Origin of the sequence: Edwardsiella sp. EA181011 (assembly GCF_000800725.1) — a bacterium.
GTDB lineage: Bacteria > Pseudomonadota > Gammaproteobacteria > Enterobacterales > Enterobacteriaceae > Edwardsiella > Edwardsiella anguillarum.
In genome coordinates this window covers 323,269-346,718 of the sequence record NZ_CP011364.1, presented here as the reverse complement: position 1 = coordinate 346,718, position 23,450 = coordinate 323,269, and the positions used below count along the sequence as shown (strand labels likewise).

General features: G+C 58.3%; 18 protein-coding genes and 1 tRNA gene. 10 read left to right on the top strand and 9 right to left on the bottom strand.

The window, feature by feature from the left end; translation table 11 throughout:
* The first annotated feature begins 471 nt into the window (after positions 1–471).
* Positions 472–999, top strand: coding sequence for a superoxide dismutase family protein (gene sodC, locus QY76_RS01625; RefSeq protein WP_034163000.1), 528 nt, complete (start codon positions 472–474; stop codon positions 997–999).
* A 59-nt stretch (positions 1,000–1,058) separates the two neighbouring features.
* On the opposite strand, the gene narI is transcribed toward sodC, so the two are convergent.
* Genes narI through QY76_RS01600 form a run of 5 tightly spaced genes read right to left on the bottom strand, consistent with a single transcriptional unit; the run spans position 1,059 to position 9,029 of the window.
* A complete protein-coding gene (narI, locus tag QY76_RS01620) occupies positions 1,059–1,739 on the bottom strand; it encodes a respiratory nitrate reductase subunit gamma (RefSeq protein ID WP_034162999.1) in 681 nt (226 codons plus the stop codon).
* A 10-nt stretch (positions 1,740–1,749) separates the two neighbouring features.
* Positions 1,750–2,406, bottom strand: coding sequence for a nitrate reductase molybdenum cofactor assembly chaperone (gene narJ, locus QY76_RS01615; protein ID WP_034162997.1), 657 nt, complete (start codon positions 2,404–2,406; stop codon positions 1,750–1,752).
* 3 nt (positions 2,407–2,409) lie between these two features.
* Positions 2,410–3,930 (bottom strand): nitrate reductase subunit beta, encoded by a 1,521-nt coding sequence (narH, locus tag QY76_RS01610; protein WP_034162995.1) that lies wholly within the window; start codon positions 3,928–3,930, stop codon positions 2,410–2,412.
* Positions 3,931–3,956: 26 nt separating this feature from the next.
* Complete coding sequence (locus tag QY76_RS01605; RefSeq protein WP_045427760.1) at positions 3,957–7,628, bottom strand: nitrate reductase subunit alpha; 3,672 nt, start codon at positions 7,626–7,628, stop codon at positions 3,957–3,959.
* 18 nt (positions 7,629–7,646) lie between these two features.
* Positions 7,647–9,029 carry a NarK family nitrate/nitrite MFS transporter gene (locus tag QY76_RS01600; protein WP_034162993.1) on the bottom strand — a complete coding sequence of 461 codons (1,383 nt, stop codon included), beginning with the start codon at positions 9,027–9,029 and terminating at the stop codon, positions 7,647–7,649.
* Between the two features lie 1,015 nt (positions 9,030–10,044).
* Between QY76_RS01600 and QY76_RS01595 the strand changes: the two genes are divergently transcribed.
* Positions 10,045–11,499 carry an anion permease gene (locus QY76_RS01595; protein WP_034162991.1) on the top strand — a complete coding sequence of 485 codons (1,455 nt, stop codon included), beginning with the start codon at positions 10,045–10,047 and terminating at the stop codon, positions 11,497–11,499.
* Positions 11,500–12,499: 1,000 nt separating this feature from the next.
* Here QY76_RS01595 and QY76_RS01590 read toward each other — a convergent pair.
* Positions 12,500–12,575 (bottom strand) — tRNA-Phe (locus QY76_RS01590).
* A 523-nt stretch (positions 12,576–13,098) separates the two neighbouring features.
* Between QY76_RS01590 and speFL the strand changes: the two genes are divergently transcribed.
* The 4 genes from speFL to nikR all read left to right on the top strand — a co-directional run bounded on the left by speFL (position 13,099) and on the right by nikR (position 17,659).
* The gene (speFL, locus tag QY76_RS18570) at positions 13,099–13,203 is read left to right on the top strand and encodes a leader peptide SpeFL (RefSeq protein ID WP_117026381.1); all 105 of its coding nucleotides are present in this window, start codon (positions 13,099–13,101) and stop codon (positions 13,201–13,203) included.
* 306 nt (positions 13,204–13,509) lie between these two features.
* Positions 13,510–15,672: an ornithine decarboxylase SpeF gene (gene speF, locus QY76_RS01585; RefSeq protein ID WP_049648745.1), complete on the top strand. Its 2,163-nt coding sequence runs from the start codon at positions 13,510–13,512 to the stop codon at positions 15,670–15,672.
* A gap of 100 nt (positions 15,673–15,772) precedes the next feature.
* Complete coding sequence (potE, locus tag QY76_RS01580) at positions 15,773–17,092, top strand: putrescine-ornithine antiporter (protein WP_038631392.1); 1,320 nt, start codon at positions 15,773–15,775, stop codon at positions 17,090–17,092.
* 123 nt (positions 17,093–17,215) lie between these two features.
* A complete protein-coding gene (gene nikR / locus QY76_RS01575; RefSeq protein ID WP_174434946.1) occupies positions 17,216–17,659 on the top strand; it encodes a nickel-responsive transcriptional regulator NikR in 444 nt (147 codons plus the stop codon).
* 15 nt (positions 17,660–17,674) lie between these two features.
* Here the strand turns inward: nikR and mltC are convergent, their stop codons facing one another.
* The 3 genes from mltC to mutY are packed head-to-tail and all read right to left on the bottom strand — an operon-like array spanning position 17,675 to position 20,165.
* Positions 17,675–18,754, bottom strand: a complete 1,080-nt coding sequence (gene mltC / locus QY76_RS01570; protein ID WP_034165601.1) for a membrane-bound lytic murein transglycosylase MltC — start codon at positions 18,752–18,754, stop codon at positions 17,675–17,677.
* Between the two features lie 47 nt (positions 18,755–18,801).
* A complete protein-coding gene (locus QY76_RS01565; RefSeq protein ID WP_034165603.1) occupies positions 18,802–19,074 on the bottom strand; it encodes an oxidative damage protection protein in 273 nt (90 codons plus the stop codon).
* 2 nt (positions 19,075–19,076) lie between these two features.
* Positions 19,077–20,165: an A/G-specific adenine glycosylase gene (gene mutY, locus QY76_RS01560; protein ID WP_034165605.1), complete on the bottom strand. Its 1,089-nt coding sequence runs from the start codon at positions 20,163–20,165 to the stop codon at positions 19,077–19,079.
* A 278-nt stretch (positions 20,166–20,443) separates the two neighbouring features.
* Here mutY and trmB point away from each other — a divergent pair, with 278 nt between their 5' ends.
* The 4 genes from trmB to QY76_RS01540 all read left to right on the top strand — a co-directional run bounded on the left by trmB (position 20,444) and on the right by QY76_RS01540 (position 23,350).
* Complete coding sequence (trmB, locus tag QY76_RS01555; protein ID WP_045425528.1) at positions 20,444–21,160, top strand: tRNA (guanosine(46)-N7)-methyltransferase TrmB; 717 nt, start codon at positions 20,444–20,446, stop codon at positions 21,158–21,160.
* On the top strand, positions 21,160–21,486 hold the full coding sequence (locus tag QY76_RS01550; RefSeq protein WP_034165606.1) for a YggL family protein: 327 nt from the start codon (positions 21,160–21,162) through the stop codon (positions 21,484–21,486). Before trmB ends, QY76_RS01550 begins: the two co-directional genes overlap by 1 nt.
* A gap of 198 nt (positions 21,487–21,684) precedes the next feature.
* Positions 21,685–22,611 carry a glutaminase B gene (gene glsB, locus QY76_RS01545; RefSeq protein WP_045425525.1) on the top strand — a complete coding sequence of 309 codons (927 nt, stop codon included), beginning with the start codon at positions 21,685–21,687 and terminating at the stop codon, positions 22,609–22,611.
* 10 nt (positions 22,612–22,621) lie between these two features.
* Positions 22,622–23,350, top strand: coding sequence for a DUF2884 domain-containing protein (locus tag QY76_RS01540; RefSeq protein WP_081854079.1), 729 nt, complete (start codon positions 22,622–22,624; stop codon positions 23,348–23,350).
* Positions 23,351–23,450 lie beyond the last annotated feature (100 nt).

The window sequence follows — 23,450 nt, the reverse complement described above, 5'->3', positions numbered from 1 at the left end:
GACCTTGGCGGACGCACGGTTTGTTGATGGGATAGCTACGCTTTGTGCGGCAGGTCTATTGTCGTCGGTAAGCATGGGTAGCTATACGTCTATTTTTGCTTTGTCCAATACTTATTTCTTTTTGTTTTGAGCTGGTATAGAAAAATAATTTATTGCGCCTCGCCGGGTGGGTACCTATTCCATTTTTTCTCGCGCTGATAGCACAGGACGGCGGTATGGGCACGTGCCGAGCAAAGCAACGCATATTCGGAGTATTCTTTGCGCTGAGTCGAAAAAATAACGGCGCGGCTCTTTTTTATCTGTCATTTCATCGCGTCACACCGAGCGGTGGCGCGTGGGGGTGGGTGCGGGCAGAGTGACTTTTGTCACCCTTACGTCAATACGGCCTTTTTTTTGTTAGTAAACGGTTTTTTTTTTGTTAGCATGAAAATGGAGTGCAGAGATTACAAGAAACAATATGGAGATAACGATATGAAAAAAATGAAAATATTGGTACTGGCCACCGCGTTGATGAGCGGGGCTGCCTACAGCGCCTCTGAGTCGATAACGCTGTATGAAGCGGGGCCGCAGGGGGCGGGACCGACGATCGGTGAGGTGACGGTCAGCGAAACGCCCTATGGCCTGCTGTTTACGCCCAGCCTGCGCGGTCTCCCGCAGGGGATCCACGGTTTTCATGTCCATGAAAACGCCAGCTGCCTGCCGGGTGTCAAAGAGGGTAAACCGGTGCCGGCCCTGATGGCCGGTGGTCACTGGGATCCCGAGAAGCGCGGTAAGCATATGGGGCCCTACAGCGATGCCGGGCATCTGGGCGATCTGCCGGGACTGGTGGTCAATGCGGACGGTACGGCGAACTATGCCGTGCTGGCACCGCGTCTGAAATCGCTCGCCCAGCTGAAGGGGCATGCGCTGATGGTGCACGTCGGCGGCGATAACTATGACGATCATCCGCACGCGCTGGGCGGCGGCGGTGCGCGTATGGCCTGCGGCGTTATTCAGTAACGTGGACGGCGGCGTCAGCGGGTTTAGGGCTGGCGCCGCGTCGAGGCGGAAAAGCGCGTTTAGCGCAGGGTTTTAACGACCTGGCGTCGCCGTAGGAGATAGCCCAGCGGCAGGCTGCAGATATGCACCAGACGGGTAAAGGGGAAGATCAGGAAAATGGTCAGCCCCAGCACCATATGCACCTTGAACAGCCAGTTGACCTCTTGCAGATACTGGGCAGGATCGGGACGGAAGGTCACGATCCCCTGGCTCCAGCTGATCAGGTTTTGCAGCGTGGCGCCGGAGGGGTGCAGCAGATCGACCGGGATCGTCAGCATGCCCAGGCAGATCTGGATCGTCAGCAGGATCAGGATCAGCTTGTCGGAAAACGGCGAGGTGGCGGCGACCCGGGCGCAGAAGAGGCGGCGGGCCAAGAGCATCAGCGCGCCGATCAGTAGCAGGGTGCCGAAGACGCTGCCGGCGATCAGCTCCAGGATCTGATGCGTCTGGCTGGAGATATAGGCATCATACCAAGAGCGTGGCGTCAGCAGTCCGGCCACGTGGCCGAAGAAAACTCCCAGCATGCCGACGTGAAACAGGTTAAGCGCATAGCGGCTATAGCGCCCGTTGGCCATCAGCAGCGAAGAGCCGCTTTTCCACGTGTATTGACCATAGTCGAACCGATAGAGACACCCCAGCAACAGCACCGTGATGGCGATATAGGGGTAGATGTTGAATAAAAAATAGGACAGTGCGGACATTCAATCCTCCTTATCGCTCAAGATCCAGGTAGTGAACCGGCGCCGAACGGCCCTGGGGCATGTCGGGGAGCTCAACGCGGGCCGGGGCGTGCGCGCGATCCCACTCCGCATCGATCGCCATCGTCGGCGCACCGTCGGCCTCCGGCGTCAGGCCATCGGTCTCTCTGCCGGCCAGCTGCAGCAGTAGCTGGAACAGTATGCTATAGATACCGTCGTGGGTGCGGCGGTATAGAATCTCCGCCACACCGGCAATTTGCGTCAGGATACGCCGGCCCTCCTCAGGCTGGCGCTGTGACTGCAGGTAGGCAAACTCCAGCACCATCGGCAGATAGTCGGGCAGCTCTCGCGGCGCGGGCTCCAGCGCGGCCTGGCGATAGTGGCTCAGGATATTGACCATCGCCTGCCCGCGGTTTTTGGACTCGGCTAGCTGGTGTTCGCACAGATACAGGGCGCAGCGGCGGGTGTGATCGAACTGCGTGATGTAATCGCTTTGACGGGTTGCCAGCGGGGCCTCCCAGTAATGGGCGATAAACGCCTGCAGGCGCCCCTGCTGCTGCGCCGTCATTTCGCGACACTGCGGCAGCGCCGCCTCCAGCTCACCGCGCGCCTGCCACAGCGCCTCATCGGGGTAGTCCAGTAGGCGGGCCAATATTAACAGGCTCAGCATGGCTTACTCCTTGCTATGGGTGTTGATCACCAGGCGATCGTCGGGGCGATAGCCGGTGAGGTTGGCGCCGTCGGTATCGTGGGGCGCATTGAAGCTGAAGCCACAGCTGCCGTGCTCAATATATTCGCGATCGCCTCCCGGGCGATGCATCCCGGTGGGGATCACGAAGCGTTCATGGTACGGCGCCAGCGCCAGAAGGCGGTACATGGCCTCGGCCTGCGGAGCGCTGAGATCGGCCTGCTGCAGCCACTGCGGCGCCTGTGGGCTGAGCAGGCTGCGGCGGTAGTGACGCAGTGCGATCAGGCGGGTCAACGCCGCCTCTACCGGCTTACGGTTACCGGCGCACAGCAGGTTGGCCAGATAGTCGATCGGAATACGCATCTGCGCCAGCTCCGCCAGGTGGATATCGTGGGGTTCGGCCAGGCCGGCGTCATCGAAGCGGATCGGCGACAGGGGCGGCACGTACCACACCATCGGCAGCGTACGGAACTCCGGATGCAGCGGCAGCGCCAGGCGCCACTCCTTAATCAGACGGTAGACCGGCGAACGTTGGGCATGCTCCAGGATCTCATCGCTGATGCCGTCGCGGCGGGCCTGCGCAATGACGTCCGGATCGCCGGGATCGAGGAAGATCTTCATCTGCGCCTCATACAGCGCCTGCGGATCCGCCTCTGCCGCCGCGGCGGGGATCGCCTCGGCATCGTACAGCATGACGCCGATATAGCGGATACGTCCGACGCAGCTCTCGGAGCACAGGGTCGGCAGTCCGGCCTCGATGCGCGGGTAGCAGAAAATACACTTCTCCGATTTCCCGCTTTTCCAGTTGTAGTAGATCTTCTTGTAGGGGCAGGCGCTGACGCACATGCGCCAGCCGCGGCACTGATCCTGATTGATCAGCACCACGCCGTCTTCGGCCCGTTTATAGATGGCGCCGCTGGGGCAAGAGGCGACGCAGGCCGGGTTAAGGCAGTGTTCGCACAAGCGCGGCAGGTACATCATGAAGGTCTGTTCAAACTGGGCATACCGCTGCTTGTCCAGCCCATCCAGATTGCGATCGCCCTGACGGACGCGGGCTTCGCCGCCCAGGTCATCCTCCCAGTTGGCGCTGCCCTCAATTTTCTCCAGCGTCTTGCCGGTGAGCAGCGAATAGGGGCGCGCCGTCGGCTGGTGGCGTGCGCCGGCGGGGGCGTTGTGCAAATGCGCGTAGTCGAAGGAGTAAGGTTCATAGTAGTCCCCTATCGCCGGCATATGCGGATTGGCGAAGATTTTGGCCAGCAGGCTGAGTTTGCCGCCCATGCGCGGCGTCAGTTGGCCGTTGACTCGCTGCCAGCCGCCGTGCCACTTATCCTGATCCTCCCAGTCGCGGGGAAAGCCGCGCCCCGGCTTGGTTTCTACGTTGTTGAACCAGCCGTATTCAATGCCCTCACGGCTGGTCCAAACGTTTTTGCACACCACCGAGCAGGTGTGGCAACCGATGCACTTATCGAGGTTTAGCACCATGGAAACCTGTGCACGAATTTTCATTTTTTTCTCCCTCTTCCCGATCGGTTTCAGTCCCACTCCACCCGGTTCAGTCTGCGGATAATCACAGTCTCATCCCGGTTGGAGCCGATGGTGCCGTAATAGTTGTAGCCCCATGACAGGTGGGCATAGCCGCCGATCATGTGGATCGGGTTGGGACAAATCCGGGTAATGGAGTTGTGGATCCCACCGCGTTCCCCGGTGACCTCCGACAGGGGCATGTTCAGCGTACGCTCCTGGGCGTGGTACATCAGCGCCAGCCCGGCGGGAATGCGCTGGCTGACCACCGCACGCGCCACCATGGCGCCGTTACCGTTAAACAGATCTACCCAGTCGTTGTCGGCGATGGCGCCGCGCTGTGCATCGTGCTCGCTGATCCAGATCAGCGGGCCGCCGCGCGACAGGGTCTGCATGATCTGGTTGTCGGTATAGGTGGAATGGATCCCCCATTTCTGATGGGCGGTGCCAAAGTTCAGCACCAGCTCCGGCTGCCCGTTGGCCGTATGTTCGCGTACGCTGCGGCAGCTTTGGGTATCCAGCGGGGGTTTATAGCAGGCGAAGCCTTCGCCGAAGGCCTGCATCCAGGCGTGATCCTGATAGGCCTGCTGACGGCCGGTCAGGGTGCGCCAGGGGACGGCGTGGGTGATATTCAGGCTGCCGGCGGTGTAGGCGTGCCGATCGCTGTCAATACCCGACCACAGCGGGCTGGCGATCACCCGTCCCGGCTGGCGCTGAATATCGGCGAAACGGTAGTGCACGCCTTTCTTGTCGGCGGCCAGTCCGGCTATCTCTTGCTGGCCGGTTTTGGCGGCCAGATCGCGCCAGGCGCGATCGGCGACCTGGCCGTTGGTTTCCGGCGCCAGAGTGAGAATGGTCTCCAGCGCCTGGGTGGCATCCTGCATGTTGGCACAGGGGCCGACGCCGTCCAGCGTCTCGCTGCCGTGACGCGCGCACAGGCTGTCGATCTCTGGTCGGGTGTCCCAGTGTACGCCCTTGCCGCCGTTGCCGTGGACCGCCAGCGCCGGGCCGAGGTGGGTATATTTAAAATAGGTCTGCGGATAGTCGCGCTCCACGACGGCGATGGCGGGCGCGGTTTTTCCGGCGACAAAGGTCTGCGGATCGTTTTTCCAGTCGCTGACGCCGCAGGCCTGGCCCAGCTCTGCCGGCGAGTCATGCAGCAGCGGCGTGAGCATGACGTCGCGCTCTTTGCCCAGATGCCCCTCGCACAGCGCGGAGAACTGCCGGGCGATCCCTTTGAATATCTCCCAGTCCGAGCGCGCCTCCCACATGAGATCGATGGCGCGGGTAAAGGGATGAACGTAGGGATGCATGTCGGTACTGCTGAGATCTTCCTTCTCATACCAGGTGGCGGACGGCAGGATCACGTCTGAATAGAGGCAGGTGGTGGACATTCTGAAGTCGAGCGTCACCAGCAGGTCCAGCTTGCCCTCTACGCTGTCGCGCCAGGCGACCTGCTGCGGCAGCGGTAGCCCCTTTTGCTGCAGATCCTGCTCCATGACGCCGTGGCGGGTGCCCAACAGATGTTTCAGAAAGTATTCATGTCCTTTACTGGAGGAGCCGAGCAGGTTGGCCCGCCAGACAAACAGTACGCGCGGATAGTTTCCCGGCGCGTCGGGATCTTCGCTGGCGATGCGTAGGGAGCCCTGTTTCAGCGCCTGCGCGACTCCGGCCTTGACATCGCCCTCCGCCGACCCGGCGGCCAGCGTGAGCGGGTTACGATCCAACTGGGGAGAGGAGGGCAGCCAGCCCAGGCGTTCGGCGATGACGTTGAAGTCGATCAGGCTATGGGGGAACCGGTCACGTTCGGCCAGCGGTGACAGCAGCGTATGGGCATCCACGTTTTCATAGCGCCACTGGCTGGTGTGATTGTAGAAGAATGAGGTGCCGTTCATCAGCCGCGCCGGGCTTTGCCAGTCTCCCGCCAGGGCGACCGGCGCCCACCCGGCCAGCGGCCGTAGCTTTTCCTGACCGACGTAGTGCGCCCAGCCGCCACCGTTGACGCCGATGGTTCCGCACATCATCAGCACGTTGATGATGCTGCGATAGGTCATATCGCTATGGAACCAGTGGTTGATCCCAGCGCCGACGATGATCAGCGAGCGGCCATGGGTTAAGCGGGCGTTGTTGGCAAACTCCTGCGCCAGACGGATGATCTGCTGGCGCGGCACGCCGGTAATGGCCTCGGCCCAGGCCGGAGAGCAGGGGGCATCTTCTGCGGGGCTCTCCCCTGTGCGCGGGCGCAGGCCGTAGTGGGCCAGCATCAGATCGAAGACGGTGGCGACGGCGATGCGCTCGCCGCTGACCGTGGTGATCCAGTGCACCGGCACCTGACCATGGGTATAGCGGTCGTTGGCGTTGTCATGGCTGAAGTCAGGCTGAACGACGCAGAGTTCGCCTTCATCCAGCGTCTGTAGGCTCAGTAGCGGATCGATCGCGGCGCCGCTGAGGGCATCCTGCTGTACGGTGTTCCACTGTCCCCCTTGATCCCAGCGAAATCCCGCCGAGCCGCGGGGAATGACGATCTGCCGTGAGTCCTGGTCGAATGCCAGCGTTTTCCACTGGGCCAACGGCTGGTCTCGCCATGCCGCCAGATCGGCGGCACGCAGGTAGCGTCCGGACTGATAGGTGTTCTCTTGGCCGGAGCAGGGCGTTAGCATCACCAGCATCGGAAAATCGGTAAAGCGTTTGGCATAGCGGACAAAGTAGTCGCAGGGCTGCCGTAGGTAAAACTGCTGCAGAATAACCTGCCCCAATGCCAGTGCCAGCGCGGAATCGGTGCCGGCCCGCGGTGCCAGCCACTCATCGGCGAACTTACAGTTTTCCGCATAGTCGGCGCTGATGGCCACCACCTTGGTGCCGTTGTAGCGCGCCTCGGTCATAAAGTGGGCGTCCGGCGTACGGGTCTGCGGCACGTTGGATCCCCACATCACCAAATACTGTGCGTTATACCAGTCGGCGGACTCCGGCACGTCGGTCTGTTCGCCCCAGGTTTGCGGAGAGGAGGGCGGCAGATCGCAGTACCAGTCGTAGAAGCTCAGGCAGGTGCCGCCGATCAGCGACAGGTAGCGGGAGCCGGAGGCGAACGAGAGCATGGCGTGAGCCGGGATCGGCGAAAATCCGGCGACGCGATCGGGGCCAAAGCGTTTGACGGTAGCGATATTGGACGCCGCGATCAGTTCGTTGGCCTCTTGCCATGAGACGCGGACCAGGCCGCCCATACCGCGCTCGCGCTTATAGCGCTGGCTCAGCTCGGGGTTGTCCAGAATGGCCTGCCAGGCGTCGACGGCGTCGGGGTGCTGCGCTTTCTGCTCACGCCACAGATCCCGCAGCGCCCTGCGCATTAGCGGGTATTTAATCCGGTTGGCGCTATAGATATACCAGGAGTAGCTGGCGCCGCGCGGGCAGCCGCGCGGCTCGTGATTGGGCAGATCGATGGGCGTTTCTGGGTAGTCGGTATACTGTGTCTCCCAGGTAATCAGCCCGCTTTTGACATAGATTTTCCAGCTGCAGGAGCCGGTACAGTTCACCCCATGGGTGGATCGCACCACCTTATCGTACTGCCAGCGGCTGCGGTAGCTCTGCTCCCAGTCGGAGCTGTCCTGCAGGTACAGCTCATGGGCATTGGCGGCCATGGGTTTGCCTGCGGTGAAGTAGCGGATCTTTTTTAGAAAGGTACTCATGTCCGTTTCTCCCGACGATTAATGGTGCCTTCCATAGGACAGCCAGGTGACGCCCATGCACAGCAGGTAAAAGACGCTGAAGCAAACCAGCGGCAACAGCACGGAGTGGGTCAGAGTAATGGCGCTGCCGAAGGTTTTGGGAATGATAAAGCCGCCGAAGGCGCCGATGGCGGAGGTAAAGCCGAGCGCCGCCGAGCTCATCACATCGGCATACTGCTCGACATGTTTACCCTGCATCCCCTGCTGCTGCGCTTCCTGCGCGGATTTTTGGTGGAAAATCTGTGAAATAAGCTGGAAGCTGGAGCCGCTGCCAAGGTTGGTAAAGATAAACAGCCCCATGAAGACGATGTAGAACAGAATAAAGGAGCCGCTGCTGCGCTCGCTCGGCAGGGTCGGCACGATCAGCAGGCTAAAGATAATCATGAAGAAGAAAGCCACCTGCGTGATGCGATAGCCGCTGAATTTATCAGAGAGGCGTCCGCCGATGGGACGGGCGATAGCGCCCAGCAGCGGACCGACAAACGCGTAGTCGATGATGTCGATATCCGGAAACTGGGTCTTGGTCAGCAGCGCAAATCCCGCGGAGAAACCGACGAAAGAACCGAAGGTGGCCAAGTAAATCAGGCTGGTTATCCAGGTATCTTTCTTACCCAAAATGACGAACTGGGAAGAGAGCGATGACTGCATACCCGCAATGTCGTTCATCATGAACCAGGAGAGCAGGCAGGCGATAATGATAAAGGGAACCCAGAGGAAGGCCGCATTTTGTAGCCAAATCATCGTATTATGATCAACATGCTGCGGTGCTCCGCCCAGGCTGCCGAACAGTCCGATGCCGATCACCAGCGGGACGCACAGCTGTACGACGCCGATCCCGCCATCGCCCAGCCCGCCGTTGATCCCCAGGCCATACCCCTGCAGGCGTTTAGGGAAAAAGAAGCTGATATTCGCCATGCTCGAGGCAAAGTTGCCGCCCCCGATACCGCACAGGATGGCGATACAGGCAAACGAATAGAACGACGTCTGCGGGTCCTGAATCGCGCAGCCCAGCCAAACGCTGGGGATTAGCAGCAGCGCGGTGCTGATCGTGGTCCAGCGGCGTCCGCCAAAAATGGGGACGACGAAAGAGAATGGAATACGCAGAATGGCGCCGGAGATCGAGGGTAAGGCCGCCAGCCAGAAGAGTTGATTGGTCGTAAAATTAAATCCGATGTGATTAAGCTTGATAACGACAGAACTGAATACCATCCAAATACAGAACGCCAGTACGAGACAGAATACGGAGACCCATAGGTTCCTTTTTGCAATACTGTTTCCCGTTGCTTTCCAAAAGTTTTCGTCTTCAGGATCCCAATTTTTTAATACGCGCGCGTTTTGGCTCTCTAACGGTTGATTACTCATATCGACACCTTTTTTTTTGCATATCGATGATGCTTTTAGTCTGTGAAGCCGCGTAACAACCTGTTTAGCTACGAGCAGACCTGCCCGCATTCAGCGCCGCCCATTTATGTTTCCCCGACTTATCCGTTTCACAGTATCGCGTTATACCGATGATTACAAAGTGACACCCATTTATGAAATAGCATAGATAGCGGAATTAGCCAGTGAGAAAAACAGTTATAATTTCAGTATGTTGATTGAGGATAATTGGTTTCTGTTTCGGCCTATAATAACCATGGGCTAACTGAGTGATTATATTAGGGTAAAATCATTGCCGCCGAATAAGCAAAGCAAATGCTTGGTTATTTAGTGGCTGATATCGATAGAGTACGCCGCGACATGGCAGTTTTTCTTTCCGCACAGATTGATCAGAACTGCGCAGCGACGTTGAAGAAAAAAGATATTAATGAAAATAAGAATTATTATTCTTTTCCATGAATGGGTGTGGCGTTATCATCGATATCAAATGAACCTGGGCGATCAGCGGGGGGCACCGATATTTTATTGCGCTCCCCACGCTAACGCCCTCGTTCCGTAATCGCTGTGACCCCATTCACAGGCTTCCCGCTGAATGGGCGCATCGCGCTGTCATGATGAATTAGATACAGATACCGTGATTAGTTTACAAATAGTTTCGGATTGTCACTGTCGCCAAGAGTAGGGTTAATAAATAACTATGCAGTCGAGGTGCGTTTAATCCGCATTTTATTGTCTGCACGTATGGAAATACGCCTTTATTTATTTCAGCAGAGCCACAGTCGGAGAGGGCGGATGTCCTCTGTCGCAATGTCTATTCCGCGGCACCATATCGCGCTGTCCTTTATTGGTCTCAACGAATAGGGTGAATATATATTGATTAATACTTGAGTAAATAGCTCTGGTATTGAACGGGGACGACAGGAACCGTGGTCCGTCAGGGAGGTTAGGGAGGTAATTGGCAAGTGGGGTTATTAAATTATATTTTCTGAGGATTAGTATGAAAAAGGGTTATTCTATCCTGATACCTTTTATCGTGGGCGGCGCATTGGCCTGTCTACCCGCTCCGGCGGGGCTCAGCCACCACGCATGGCTCTATTTTTCTATTTTTATCGGCTCAATTGTCGGTTTGATTATAGAACCCTTACCGGGCGCGGTTATTGGTCTGATCGCGATCGTTATTATTGCGGGGCTGGGGCGCTGGGTGCTGTTCTCTCCGGAGCAGCTGGCGCTGCCGCATTTTCATGCTGCGTCGGCGGCGTTTAGGTGGGCGGTCTCCGGTTTCTCCAATTCAACGGTATGGCTGATCTTCAGCGCCTTTATGTTTGCATTGGGATATGAAAAAACCGGGCTGGGTCGGCGTATTTCACTGCTGCTGGTCAAATCCCTGGGACGGCGCTCGCTGACCCTGGGGTATGCCATCGCCATTGCCGATTTGGTACTGGCGCCCTTTACTCCGTCGAATACGGCGCGTAGCGCCGGAACCATCTACCCGGTGATCAGTAACCTGCCGCCGCTGTATGACTCGAAACCCAACGATCCCAGCGCCCGGCGGATCGGCTCCTATCTGATGTGGGTTTCCATTTCGATCACCTGCGTTACCAGCTCCATGTTTCTTTCCGCCCTGGCACCCAATCTGCTGTCCAGCGCGCTGATTAACCAGATGACGGGGCTACAGATTTCCTGGGGCAGCTGGTTTATTGCCTTTTTACCGTGCGGGATTGTTCTGTGGCTGCTGACGCCGCTGCTGGGTTACTGGCTGTATACACCGGAGGTGAAAATCAATGATGAGGTGCCTAAATGGGCCAAACAGGAGCTGACGAATTTAGGGGGGCTGTCACGCCGAGAGAAGCTACTGCTCCTGTTCGTCGCGCTTGCGCTGCTGCTGTGGGTATTCGGCGGAGGATTAATCAACTCAGCCATCGCGGCGCTATTGGTTATTGCGCTGATGCTGATAACCAATGTGATTAGCTGGGATGATGTCATCGGCAATAAAGCGGCGTGGAATACGCTATTCTGGTTCGGCACGCTGGTCTCTCTGGCCTCAGGGCTGTCCACCGTCGGCTTTGTACATTGGTTTGGGCTCGTTATCTCTCATTATCTCAATGGGATGTCAGTGGTGGTTGCCAGCGTATCGCTGCTCCTGTGTTTTTATCTGTTGCACTACTTCTTTGCTAGCACGACGGCTCATGCCACGGCGCTGATCCCGGTGATGATCGCAGCCGCTATGGATATTCATGGGATTAATATGATGGAGTTCTCTCTGGCTATCTCTCTGTCATTGGGGATCATGGGGATTATCACACCCTATGGAACGGGGCCAAGCCCAATCTATTTTGGCAGCGGTTATCTGCCCTCTAAAGACTTCTGGCGGCTGGGGGCCATCTTCGGTCTGGTCAATCTGTTGGCATATCTATTTATCTGTTTACCTTGGATTAACTACCTTTATCGTTAATTTATGTCCCTTGGTTAAAAAGATAGGATAGATATAAATAGGCCGCCCTTGAGGGTGGCTTATTTGGTCTGTTGAGGCTAATTTCTGGTAATGATAAAAGCAAAAAACAAGCCATCATAATGAGGATTTTAAATCAGCTAGCCATACTCGCTGGCGCCATTGGCTTGTGTATTACCATTAGCTCCAGGGGGCCCAGTCTACGGGATCTTTCTGTGAAGAATGGCACGTTACTGCATAATTTTTCATGTTTATTCCGGCTATGGTACAGCCGTTTTGATGGGAGGCGATGGGGGGATGCGGCGCATCTTGCCAGTGATATGAGAGCCATGCCGGCCAGAATAGAAAAGATAGAACGCTTCATATAATTCGCCTTGCGGGTTGAATGGGAATGTTTAAATAGGGTGTTATCAGTAATGGAATATCGACTCCTGTACATCGCTGCCAATCTTGATATAGTACGGCATGTTTTTATAAAGCATACCAGGTATCTATCTCGGTTTGTTTATATAAGCGATGGCTTATATTTAACGCCTATGGATTAAAATTAACGATTGTATTTTGTAATATCTATCGCGGCTTAGTGAAAATACATTGCGACATATGAATGTATATCAAATTATACTCTGTTTTGGGGATGGCGCGTGCTGTGGCGGAGATAGATATAACGCAATCGGCTATGCGAATATTGGCATTCGCTTTTATAAAATATCGTGATGTAATTCGCAACAGGCAGCCCGGGATTTCTCGATAGCGCGCTGAACGCCTGGTCTTGCCGAGGGCAGTTGCCTCAATGGCCAATGAGTACGCCTGTTATACCGCTGGCCACATAGGCGTTCAATCCGCGCCGGTCCCAAGAGGAGGCTACAGCGTATGATGAAGGCAACCCGAGGGGCCTGGGGAAATAATATGAGCGAGCGAAGACGATCGGCCACAGGGATATGGGCGATGAGGGTGGCCAAAAAGCAAAAACCCCGCCATAAGGCAGGGTTTTCAGAAGAAGTGGTGCCCGGACTCGGAATCGAACCAAGGACACGGGGATTTTCAATCCCCTGCTCTACCGACTGAGCTATCCGGGCAACGAGGCGCATTAAACCTGATTCTGGCCTCGGCGTCAACGTTATTTCCCGCCGCGCCGTGCGAGTGCCTATTTATTGCACTGGCGCTCGCGGTGCGTGGCGGCTGCGTTTGCCAGCGGCGCACGGTGCATCGATGTCATAACGGCGATTTCTACGATCTTTATCACAGAATTGGATTGCGTATAAAATAATAAGCATGAATATTTATTCATTAAAAATGGTTTGATTGTCAATGGTGATCGTGTTTGTTTTTTGTTCTGCTTTTGTTGTTGTATGGTGAGGTGTGACAGGATTTGGCCGTTATGTGCAAGGTACGTGTGCGGCTAAAATGGCGCATATTTATGTTGTAAAATAGATCTATTCTCTGGTGCATTGCCATTTTTGAGTGAATTAATATGCTATGTCGATTGCTTTTTAGATCTATGTATCGCCATGGTGGCTGTCTGTTAGTGATATGTATCACAGCAGTCCGCCGGTAATTGATTACAATAGAACCAGTTTCCAGGTAAAAGGGGAAATTAAAATGGAAAATAACAATCGATTTTGGCCACATATCCGGCGGGTGACCCATATCATGATGATGGCGCACCGTCGCTGTTTTGATTTTCATCTGTTCAACGCAAGATAATTCTCTTCATGTCATGACATCCGTTGTCGCGGAGTGTCATGTCTCTTCTTCCGTTTGCGTATTTCTGCGCGTTAGCCGCAGGGTATTCATGCGGACAGATCTCTATTGACACACCACGATAAGCGTTTGTCGTCACGGTAGCCTCGTGCTGCTTGGCATGGCATATTTCCATTAATAACAATGATTTAATTATATAAATCGTTGCGGGAAAGTCTTGCCGTGAGAAAATGCTGTGGATGATGGATTTAATTACATTTAAATCCACGGGATTGTTTTGCTCAAAATAAATACATGAGAGTGAGTGATATGAATAGTTTAAAAATTGCAGTAAGTCTAAATGTCATTGCATATTTTAATACCTCACGTATGACGGTAGATATTAATGATAGCGATCTGACCGACGTTGCCGCCGTGGTGCTGTCGGTACAGGATGCGCTGGGCGGCGCGCTGGAGAAGGTCGAGCAGAGCGCCTTTGGCCTGCCCGTCTTTGTCGCCGAGGCGTGCGATCAGCGTCTGCCGGCCGAATATCTGCCGCGCCTGACCGGCGTATTTGCCTGCGGCGATGGCAATCAGGACTTTTATGGCAAGCAGCTGGAAAGCGCGGCGCAGAAATATGAGGCCGAGCTGCTGCCGCCGTTTTTCGGCAGCCTGCAGGCCTATGTCCAGCAGGGCAACGCTGCCTTTGACTGCCCGGGGCATCAGGGCGGGCAGTTCTTCCGCCGCCATCCCACCGGCCGCCGGTTCTTCGACTACTTCGGCGAGGCCCTGTTCCGCTCCGATCTGTGCAACGCCGACGTCTCCATGGGCGACCTGCTGATCCACGAAGGCGCCCCCTGCGCCGCCCAGCAGCATGCGGCCAAGGTGTTCAACGCCGACAAGACCTACTTTGTGCTCAACGGCACCTCCTCCTCCAATAAAGTGGTGCTCAACGCGCTGCTGGCGCCCGGTGATCTGGTCCTCTTTGACCGTAATAACCATAAATCTAACCACCACGGCGCATTGATTCAGGCCGGCGCTACGCCGGTCTACCTGGAAACCGCACGCAACCCGTTCGGTTTCATCGGGGGCATCGACGCACACTGCTTTGAAGAGAAATACCTGCGTGACCTGGTGCGTGAGGTCGCCCCGGCGCGCGCCGGGGAACAGCGGCCGTTCCGCCTGGCGGTTATCCAGCTCGGTACCTACGACGGCACTATTTACAATGCCCGCCAGGTGGTGGACAAGATAGGTCACCTGTGCGACTACATCCTGTTCGACTCCGCCTGGGTCGGCTATGAGCAGTTCATCCCGATGATGAAAGAGTGCTCGCCGCTGCTGCTGGAGCTGAACGAGAACGATCCGGGGATCCTGGTGACCCAGTCGGTGCACAAACAGCAGGCCGGCTTCTCCCAGACCTCGCAGATCCACAAGAAAGACCGGCATATCAAGGGGCAGGCGCGCTATGTCAACCATAAACGGCTGAACAACGCCTTTATGATGCACGCCTCCACCAGCCCGTTCTACCCGCTGTTCGCCGCCCTGGACGTCAACGCCCGCATGCACGCCGGCGACAGCGGCAAGCGCATGTGGATGGAGTGCGTCCGGGTGGGCATTGAAACCCGTAAGCTGCTGCTGAAGACCTGCCAGCACATCCGCCCCTTCATCCCGGAGACCGTGGACGGCCGCCCGTGGGACGCCTTCGACACCGAGGAGATGGCCAACGATCTGCGCTTCTTTAACTTCATCCCCGGCGATCGCTGGCACGCCTTTGAGGGCTATGCCGAGCATCAGTACTTTGTCGACCCGTGCAAGCTGATGCTGACCACTCCGGGCATCGACGCCAAGAGCGGCGAATACCAGGCCTTTGGGGTGCCGGCGACCATTCTGGCCAACTTCCTGCGCGAAAACGGCATCGTGCCGGAGAAATGCGACCTGAACTCGATCCTGTTCCTGCTGACCCCGGCGGAGGACATGGCCAAGATGCAGCATTTGGTGGCCCAGATCGCCCGCTTCGAGCGCCTGCTGGAGCAGGACGCCCCGCTGGCCGAGGTGCTGCCGTCCCTCTACCGCGCCAACGAGGCGCGCTACCGCGGCTACACCCTGCGTCAGCTGTGCCAGGAGATGCACGACCTGTACGTCAGCCACGACGTGAAGCAGCTGCAGAAGGAGATGTTCCGCAAGGCGCACTTCCCACGGGTGGCGATGAACCCGCAGCAGGCCAACATCGCGTTCGTGCGCGGCAACGTCGAGCTGGTCTCCCTGGCGCAGGCCGAAGGCCGCATCGCGGCGGAAGGGGCGCTGCCGTACCCGCCGGGGGTGCTGTGCGTGGTGCCGGGCGAGATCTGGGGCGGCTCGGTGCAGCGCTACTTCCTGGCGCTGGAAGAGGGCATCAACCTGCTGCCGGGCTTCGCGCCGGAGCTGCAGGGGGTCTACATCCAGCAGGATGAGGATGGCCGCAAGCGCGCCTATGGCTATGTGATCAAGCAGTAACAGCCTTTACATCGACATTACCAATAAAACAAGGTTGGCGGGGGGCCGCGGCTCCTGGGTTGCTCCTGCCCGGCTCCCCGCATTTTGAGAGAGAGAAACTATGAGTACGTCTAGCGGCAATAAGATGGGCGTCGTGCAGTTAACCATACTGACGGCGGTGAACATGATGGGGTCCGGCATCATCATGCTGCCGACCAAGCTAGCGGAGGTGGGTACCATCTCCATCGTCTCCTGGCTGGTGACCGCCGTGGGTTCGATGGCGCTGGCCTACGCCTTCGCCAAGTGCGGGATGTATAGCCGCAAGTCCGGCGGGATGGGTGGCTACGCCGAGTATGCTTTCGGCAAGTCCGGCAACTTTATGGCCAACTATACCTACGGCGTTTCGCTTCTGATCGCCAACGTGGCCATCGCCATCTCCGCCGTCGGCTACGGCACGGAGCTTATCGGTGCCTCGCTGAGCCCGCTGGGGATCTGCCTGGCGACCATCGGAGTACTGTGGCTGTGTACCGCGGCCAACTTCGGCGGGGCGCGGATTACCGGGCGCATCAGCAGCGTGACGGTCTGGGGGGTGATCATCCCGGTGGTCGGTATCTCGGTGATCGGGTGGTTCTGGTTCAGCCCCACGCTGTACGTCGACTCCTGGAACCCACATCACCTACCGACCTTTGAGGCCATCGGCTCCTCTATTGCCATGACCCTGTGGGCGTTTCTGGGGCTGGAGTCCGCCTGTGCCAATACCGACGTGGTAGAGAATCCGGAGCGCAACGTCCCGATCGCCGTACTCGGCGGCACCCTGGGCGCGGCGGTGATCTACATTGTCTCCACCAACGTGATCGCCGGTATCGTACCGAATATGGATCTGGCCAACTCGACCGCGCCGTTCGGCATGGCGTTTGCCCAGATGTTTGATCCGACGGTGGGTAAGATCATCATGGCACTGATGGTGATGTCCTGCTGCGGCTCTCTGCTGGGCTGGCAGTTCACCATCGCGCAGGTGTTTAAGTCCTCCGCCGATGAGGGCTATTTCCCGGCGATCTTCCGCAGGGTAACTCAGTCCGGCGCGCCGGTGAAAGGGATGTTGGCCATCGTCGCGATCCAGAGCGTGCTGTCGCTGATGACCATCAGCCCGTCGCTCAATGCACAGTTTAACGTGCTGGTTAATCTGGCGGTGGTCACCAACCTGATCCCCTATATCCTCTCCATGGCGGCGGTGCTGATCATCCAGCGCGTCGCGGGGATCGATCCGGCCAGGGCGCGTCTGCCCAATATCCTGGCCTTTGTCGGCGCAATGTACAGCTTCTATGCGCTCTACTCCTCCGGCGAACAGGCGATGATGTGGGGGGCGATCGCCACCTTCCTCGGTTGGACGCTGTACGGTTTTGTCTCTCCGCGCTTTGAGATGCGTGACAGGCAGGCCTGAACCGCGGCGGGCATGTCGTGAACTCGTTCTTTCCGGCCGGCGTCGCGCGCTAGCGCACGCTGGTTTTTTCGCGCGCGGATCTTTGTCATACTGCAGCCATCAAACCGCGACAGGAGCCGAATGATGCAACGCGTAACCCTTTCTCTCGATGACGATCTGATGGCGGAAATCGATGCCATCATCAAGGCGCGCAACTACCAGAACCGCTCCGAGGCCATCCGCGATCTGGCGCGGGCCGGGCTACAGAGCATGACGGAGACGCCGTCCCAGAGCGGCCACTGCGTGGCGGCGCTGTTCTATGTTTACGATCATGAATCGCGCGAACTCTCCAAGCGCCTGACGCGCACCTTTCACGATCATCACGATCTTTCGCTGGCCAGCCTGCATGTGCACCTGGATCACGGCCGCTGCCTGGAGGTTTCGCTGCTGAAGGGGGCCGGGGGCGAGGTGACGCGCTTTGCCGAGCAGGTGATCGCCGAACGCGGGGTGCGTCACGGTAAGCTGGTGGTGGTGCCGGGGGACGACGGGGAGGCGCATGCGCATCCCCATCCCCACGCGCACGACTGAGGCGCCGCCGCGCCCTTAGCGGATGCGGCGGTAGTTTTTCTGGGTGCTGTTGACCTTGTACAGATAGCGTCGCGATTCGGCGGACGGGTGACGCTGGGTCAGCGCCTCATACACATCGCCGGGCGACATCTGGTTGATGATGTTGACCGCCTGCCCTTTATCGCTGGAGAAGACGCGCAGCACGCTGCCGGCGCCGCCGTTGTAGGCGGTGATCACCGCGTAGCGGCGTGAGGTGGCGTTCTGGATCCCGCCCAGATAGGTGTTCTGCAGGATAGCCAGATAGGCGGTGCCGGTATCGATGTTTTTCTCCGGGTCAAACAGATAGCTGCGGCTAGGAGTGCCCCACTTGCCTTTGGAGACGAACACATCCTTGCCGGCGGTGTGCTGCATCACCTGCATCAGCCCCAGCGCGTCGGAGCGGCTGACGGCGTAAGGGTTAAAGCTGGACTCCGTCTGCATAATGGCCAGGATCAGCGACTCGTCGACGCCATAGCGCTCCGAGGCGCGCCGTACCATCCCCAGATATTTGTGCGCCCGCTTATCCAGATGGTTGGGCACTAGCTGAATGGTGACGGAGTAGATGACATGCAGCCCGGAGGTGCGTTTCATCAGCTTGTTTTGCAAAAGGTAGCTGGCGAAGCTGTTGGCGCGGCCAGACCAGCGGATCGGCTGGCCGGTGTTGTCCAGGACCTGACCGTAGAGGAAGGGCTCCCGGCTGGGCTTGATGTCGTTGGCGTCGGAGTAGAGGTCGATCGAGCCGGGATCGTCGCCCATCAGCAGCGTGGTGACGATGGCCTGACGCAGGCTTTCCGCCGGGTCAAGGGTGGCGATGGTCTCGATGGTGATCTGCCCGGTCTCAAAGTTGATATGGCTACGGGTCAGATAGCGATCGCTGTATTTTACATAGTCCTTGGGCCCGGCGATCAGAACCTCGTTAATCCCCCAGATATTCTCAATATTGTGGGCAAACTGCCCCATGAGAATATCGAACCCGTTGGTATCTTTTATATATTCTTCACCGTTGCTATCGGGCTTCTTGCCGGAGCAGGAGATCAACAACGGGGCGATTAATGCCAGCGCAAGGACTTTCTTCATTGTAACAGCCATATCTGAATGACATCAGGGCGCGGCTGCGCCCGCTTTTACTGACTCGGCGGCGTATAGCCTTCGATGTGGACATCGTGGCCTTCGAACAGAAACTTCTCCATCTCCTGGGCCAGCAGGCTACGGTCATCAGGGTTCATCATATTCAGTTTCTTTTCGTTGATCAGCATGGTTTGCTTGGTCATCCACTGACCCCAGGCCTCTTTGGATATGTGGTCATAGATGCGCTTGCCCAGATCGCCGGGATAGCTTTGAAAGTCCAGCCCCTCGGCCTCGCGGTTGAGGAACGTACAAAACACGGTTCTGCTCATGCTTACTCCTTCTCTGTCGCATCGCCGGTCGTCGCGCTGGCCGGCGGCTGCTTGCGCAGCTGCTGTAAAAGACGCTCGGTTGGCGCCGCCAGCCCTACGGAGGGCGGCTGCGCTAAGTTATACCAGAGTCCGTCCCCTTCATCCATGCAGGCCGACGCCGTCGTGTAGGCTGACCATACCGGGATGATATCCAAATGAAAATGGCTAAACGTGTGGCGGAACGCCGTCAGGGTCTGGGCCGCGGCGGAATCCTGCCCCAGGCGGCGCAGCTGAGCGCGCAGCGCCGCCTCGCTGTCATATTGTGGAAAGCAGAACAGACCGCCCCACAGGCCGCTGGCGGGTCGCTGCTGTAGCCATACCGTCTCACCGTTCTGCAGCAGCAGCAGGTAGGCCTGGCGCTCGGGCAATGTCTGCTTAGGTTTTTTGCCTGGGAAGTCAGCCCAACTGCCGTCGGCATAGGCGAGGCAGCCTGGGTTGAGCGGACATAGCTCGCACTTGGGGCGGCTGCGGGTGCACACCAGCGCGCCGAGATCCATCATCGCCTGGTTAAACTGGCTGACGCCGTCGGCAGGAGTCACCTCGTCGCTCAGCTGCCACAGACGCGTTTCCACCTCTTTACGCCCCGGCCAGCCGGGGACGGCGTAGCAGCGGGCCAAAACCCGTTTGACGTTGCCGTCCAGGATGGGGTGATGCTGCCCCAGCGACAGTGAGAGAATGGCGCCGGCCGTCGAGCGGCCAATGCCCGGCAGCGCCGCAACTTGTTCGAAGTGGTGCGGAAACTCGCCGTGATGCAGCGAGACGATGAGCTGGGCCGCCTTATGCAGGTTGCGCGCCCGGGCGTAGTAGCCCAGTCCGGTCCACAGGTGCAGCACTTCATCCAGGGGCGCCGCCGCCAGCGCCTGCACATCGGGAAAGCGTTGGGTAAAACGCTGGAAATAGGGCAGCACCGTGGCGACCTGGGTCTGTTGCAGCATCACCTCGGAGAGCCATACCCGATAGGGGGTCTTGGGGTGTTGCCACGGCAGCGTTTTGCGCCCGAAGCGCGCGTACCAGGCCAGCACGGCGTGGGCGAACTGTTGCGCCTGCATCATAAATCCGTCATATCCTCAGTGTGTAGCGCCGAAAACGGGACAGGATTGCAGCACAGCCTGTCCGGCCTGTAAACCGGATCTTGCCAGTGCGAGGCGCCGGCGGCACGGAGAGGGGCGGGTTTCCACGTTCAGCGGGGGCGCCGTGGCACAAAATATGGGGGCGATGGCATGGATTTTCCCCGCTGGGTTAGCGTTGCTGGTAAAATCAGCGCTTGTGTAAACGGGGTAACTTTGCATAATGCCCTGACCTTGATTATCCAGACAGATGAAAACGCGACATGAATGATGTGATCACAGCGGAATTTGATGAAAACGGCCGGGCGATTCGCCGTATTCGCAGCTTTGTACGCCGTCAGGGGCGCCTGACCAAAGGGCAGCAGCTGGCGCTGGAGCAGCACTGGCCGCTGATGGGTGTCGAGTTTACGCCCGAGGCGCTGGATCTGCCGGCGCTGTTTGGGCGCCAGGCGCCGGTGGTGCTGGAGATCGGCTTCGGCATGGGGGCCTCGCTGGTCGCCATGGCACAGCAGCACCCCGAGCGTGATTTCCTGGGGATCGAAGTGCATTCGCCGGGCGTGGGCGCCTGCCTCTCCTCTGCCCATGAGGCCGGAGTAAACAACCTGCGCGTGATGTGTCACGACGCGGTAGAGGTGTTGGAGCGAATGATCCCGGACGCGTCGCTGAATATGGTGCAGCTGTTTTTCCCCGATCCCTGGCATAAGGCGCGTCACCATAAGCGTCGTATCGTGCAGCCGGCGTTTGCCGAGCGGATCCGCGGTAAGCTGAAGATCGGCGGCGTCTTCCATATGGCGACTGACTGGGAAAACTACGCCGAGCATATGCTGGAAGTAATGAATCATGCGCCGGGCTACAGAAATCTGTCCGACGATAATACCTATGTCCCGCGCCCTGACTCGCGTCCGGTCACCAAGTTTGAGCTGCGCGGTCAGCGTCTGGGGCATGGCAACTGGGACCTGATGTTTGAGAGGGTAGAGTAATGGCGAAAAATCGTAGTCGTCGTCTGCGCAAAAAGCTGCATATTGACGAGTTTCAGGAAGTGGGCTTCAGTGCCAGCTGGCGTTTTGCCGAGGGTACGCCGGTAGAGACGGTGGATACGCTGCTCGATCGTCTGATCGATGAAGTGATCGAGCCGAATGGCTTGGCGTTTGACGGCAGCGGCTACCTGCGCTGGGAAGGGCTGATCTGTCTGCAGCAGATTGGCCGCTGCACCGATGAACAGCGTCAGCTGGTGAAAGGCTGGCTGGAAAGCCAGGGTATGCTGGACGTTGTGGTCAGCGACCTGTTTGATGTGTGGTGGGAGTAACCTCCGCCTTTGGCGCCGCCGCACCGGCGGCGCAGTTTCCCCTTCGCTGTTCCGTTCTCCCTCATTGTCTCTCCTGCGTCTGGCGCTCTGCGTCGGGAGGCGCCGCATCGGGAAAATAGGGAGCGTCCGCCGGACGGCGTTGGTCGTAACCCTAGCGTGATGGCGCCCAAGGCGCCGCGTGGAGTCAATGGCCTTGCCATGCAAACTGAATTAAGCGATCAACTGTTAGACGAGATCTTGGATCAGGTTCGTCCGCTGCTCGGGCAGGGGCGGGTCGCCAACTATATTCCGGCGCTGGCCGAGGTTGCGCCGGGCAGGCTGGGTATCGCGGTCTGCACCGTAGACGGACAGATGTTCAGCGCCGGCGACGCCGGCGAACGTTTCTCCATCCAGTCGATCTCCAAGGTGCTGAGCCTGACGCTGGCGATGCACCGCTACAGCGAGGCAGAGATCTGGCAGCGGGTCGGCAAGGAGCCCTCGGGACAGCCATTTAACTCGCTGGTGCAGCTGGAGCTGGAGCAGGGCAAGCCGCGCAACCCCTTTATCAACGCCGGCGCGCTGGTGGTGTGCGATATGCTGCAGTCGCGCCTGAGCGCGCCGCGTCAGCGTATGCTGGAGGTGGTGTGGGCGCTGAGCGGTAGCACGGACATCTGCTATGATACCCGGGTGGCGCGCTCCGAGTTTGAGCATTCGGACCGCAATGCGGCGATCGCCTATCTGATGAAGTCGTTTGGTAACTTTGATAACGACGTGATTACCGTCCTGCATAACTATTTCCACTACTGTGCTTTAAGAATGAACTGTATGGAACTGGCGCGCACTTTTGTTTATCTTGCCAATCGGGGGCGGGCGTTGGTGCTGGATGAGCCGGTGATCGGCGAGCGTCAGGCGCGCCAGATCAATGCGTTGATGGTGACCAGCGGCCTGTATGACGGCGCGGGCGAATTTGCCTATCGCGTCGGGATGCCGGGGAAGTCCGGCGTCGGCGGCGGCGTGGTGGCCGTGGTGCCTCAGGAGATGATCATTGCCGTCTGGAGCCCGCAGCTGGATAGCTGCGGCAATTCACTGGCCGGAATCGCGGCGCTGGAGCTGTTGGCCCAGCGCATTGGCCGCTCAATATTTTAACGAGGTCATGATGGGTAAATGGGGATGCTCCCTGCTGTTGCTGCTGACCGCCGCGCAGGCGCAGGCCGCCTGGCAGTGCCAGGTTAAACCGCAGGACGATATCATTATCAGCGCGCAGCAGGTACAGATCGTCGGTGCCAGCGGTAATCTGCAGATATCCCGCGACGGCGCGGTGACGCGGGACGGCCATCCGTTGGCGCTGAGCGCCGATGCTCGCCGTCAGGCCGAGACGCTGCAGCGGGATCTGCGGCGCGATGTGCCGTGGATCGACCAAGGGGTGCAGACGCGCCTGGATCGCGCGCGCGGCGCGCTGGACAATATCATCGTCGAGCAGCTGGGCCGTGACAGCAACGTACGCAATCGTCTAAGTACGCTGGATACCCAGCTTAAGGCGCAGATGAACCGGGTGCTGGAGAAACGCAGCGACGGTTACGCCTTCCACCATCAGGCGATCGCCCAGGTCGAGAAAGAGGGGCAGACATTGGTGAATCAGACGCTGGGCGGCGTACTGCAGGACAGCATCAACGAGATGGGGGCCAAGGGGCTGCTGCAAGCTGGCAAGTCGGATAATCCGCTGCAGGCGGTGCTGGGCAACCTCGGTGGTCTGCAGCAGTCTATCCGCACGGAATGGGATAAGCAGGATAATGATCTGCGCGCCTTCGGCCAGCAGGCCTGTGAGCGAGTGCAGGCGTTGGACAGCCAGCGTAAGGCCTTGCTGAAGGCGCTGCCCGCCTCCTGAGCGTGATCGGTACTTCAGAATATGACCCGGCCCGCGCGCCGGGTTTTTTGTGCCATTTTTTGCCCTGCCGTACGCCTGGCTTTGCTGCTTTAATATTTGC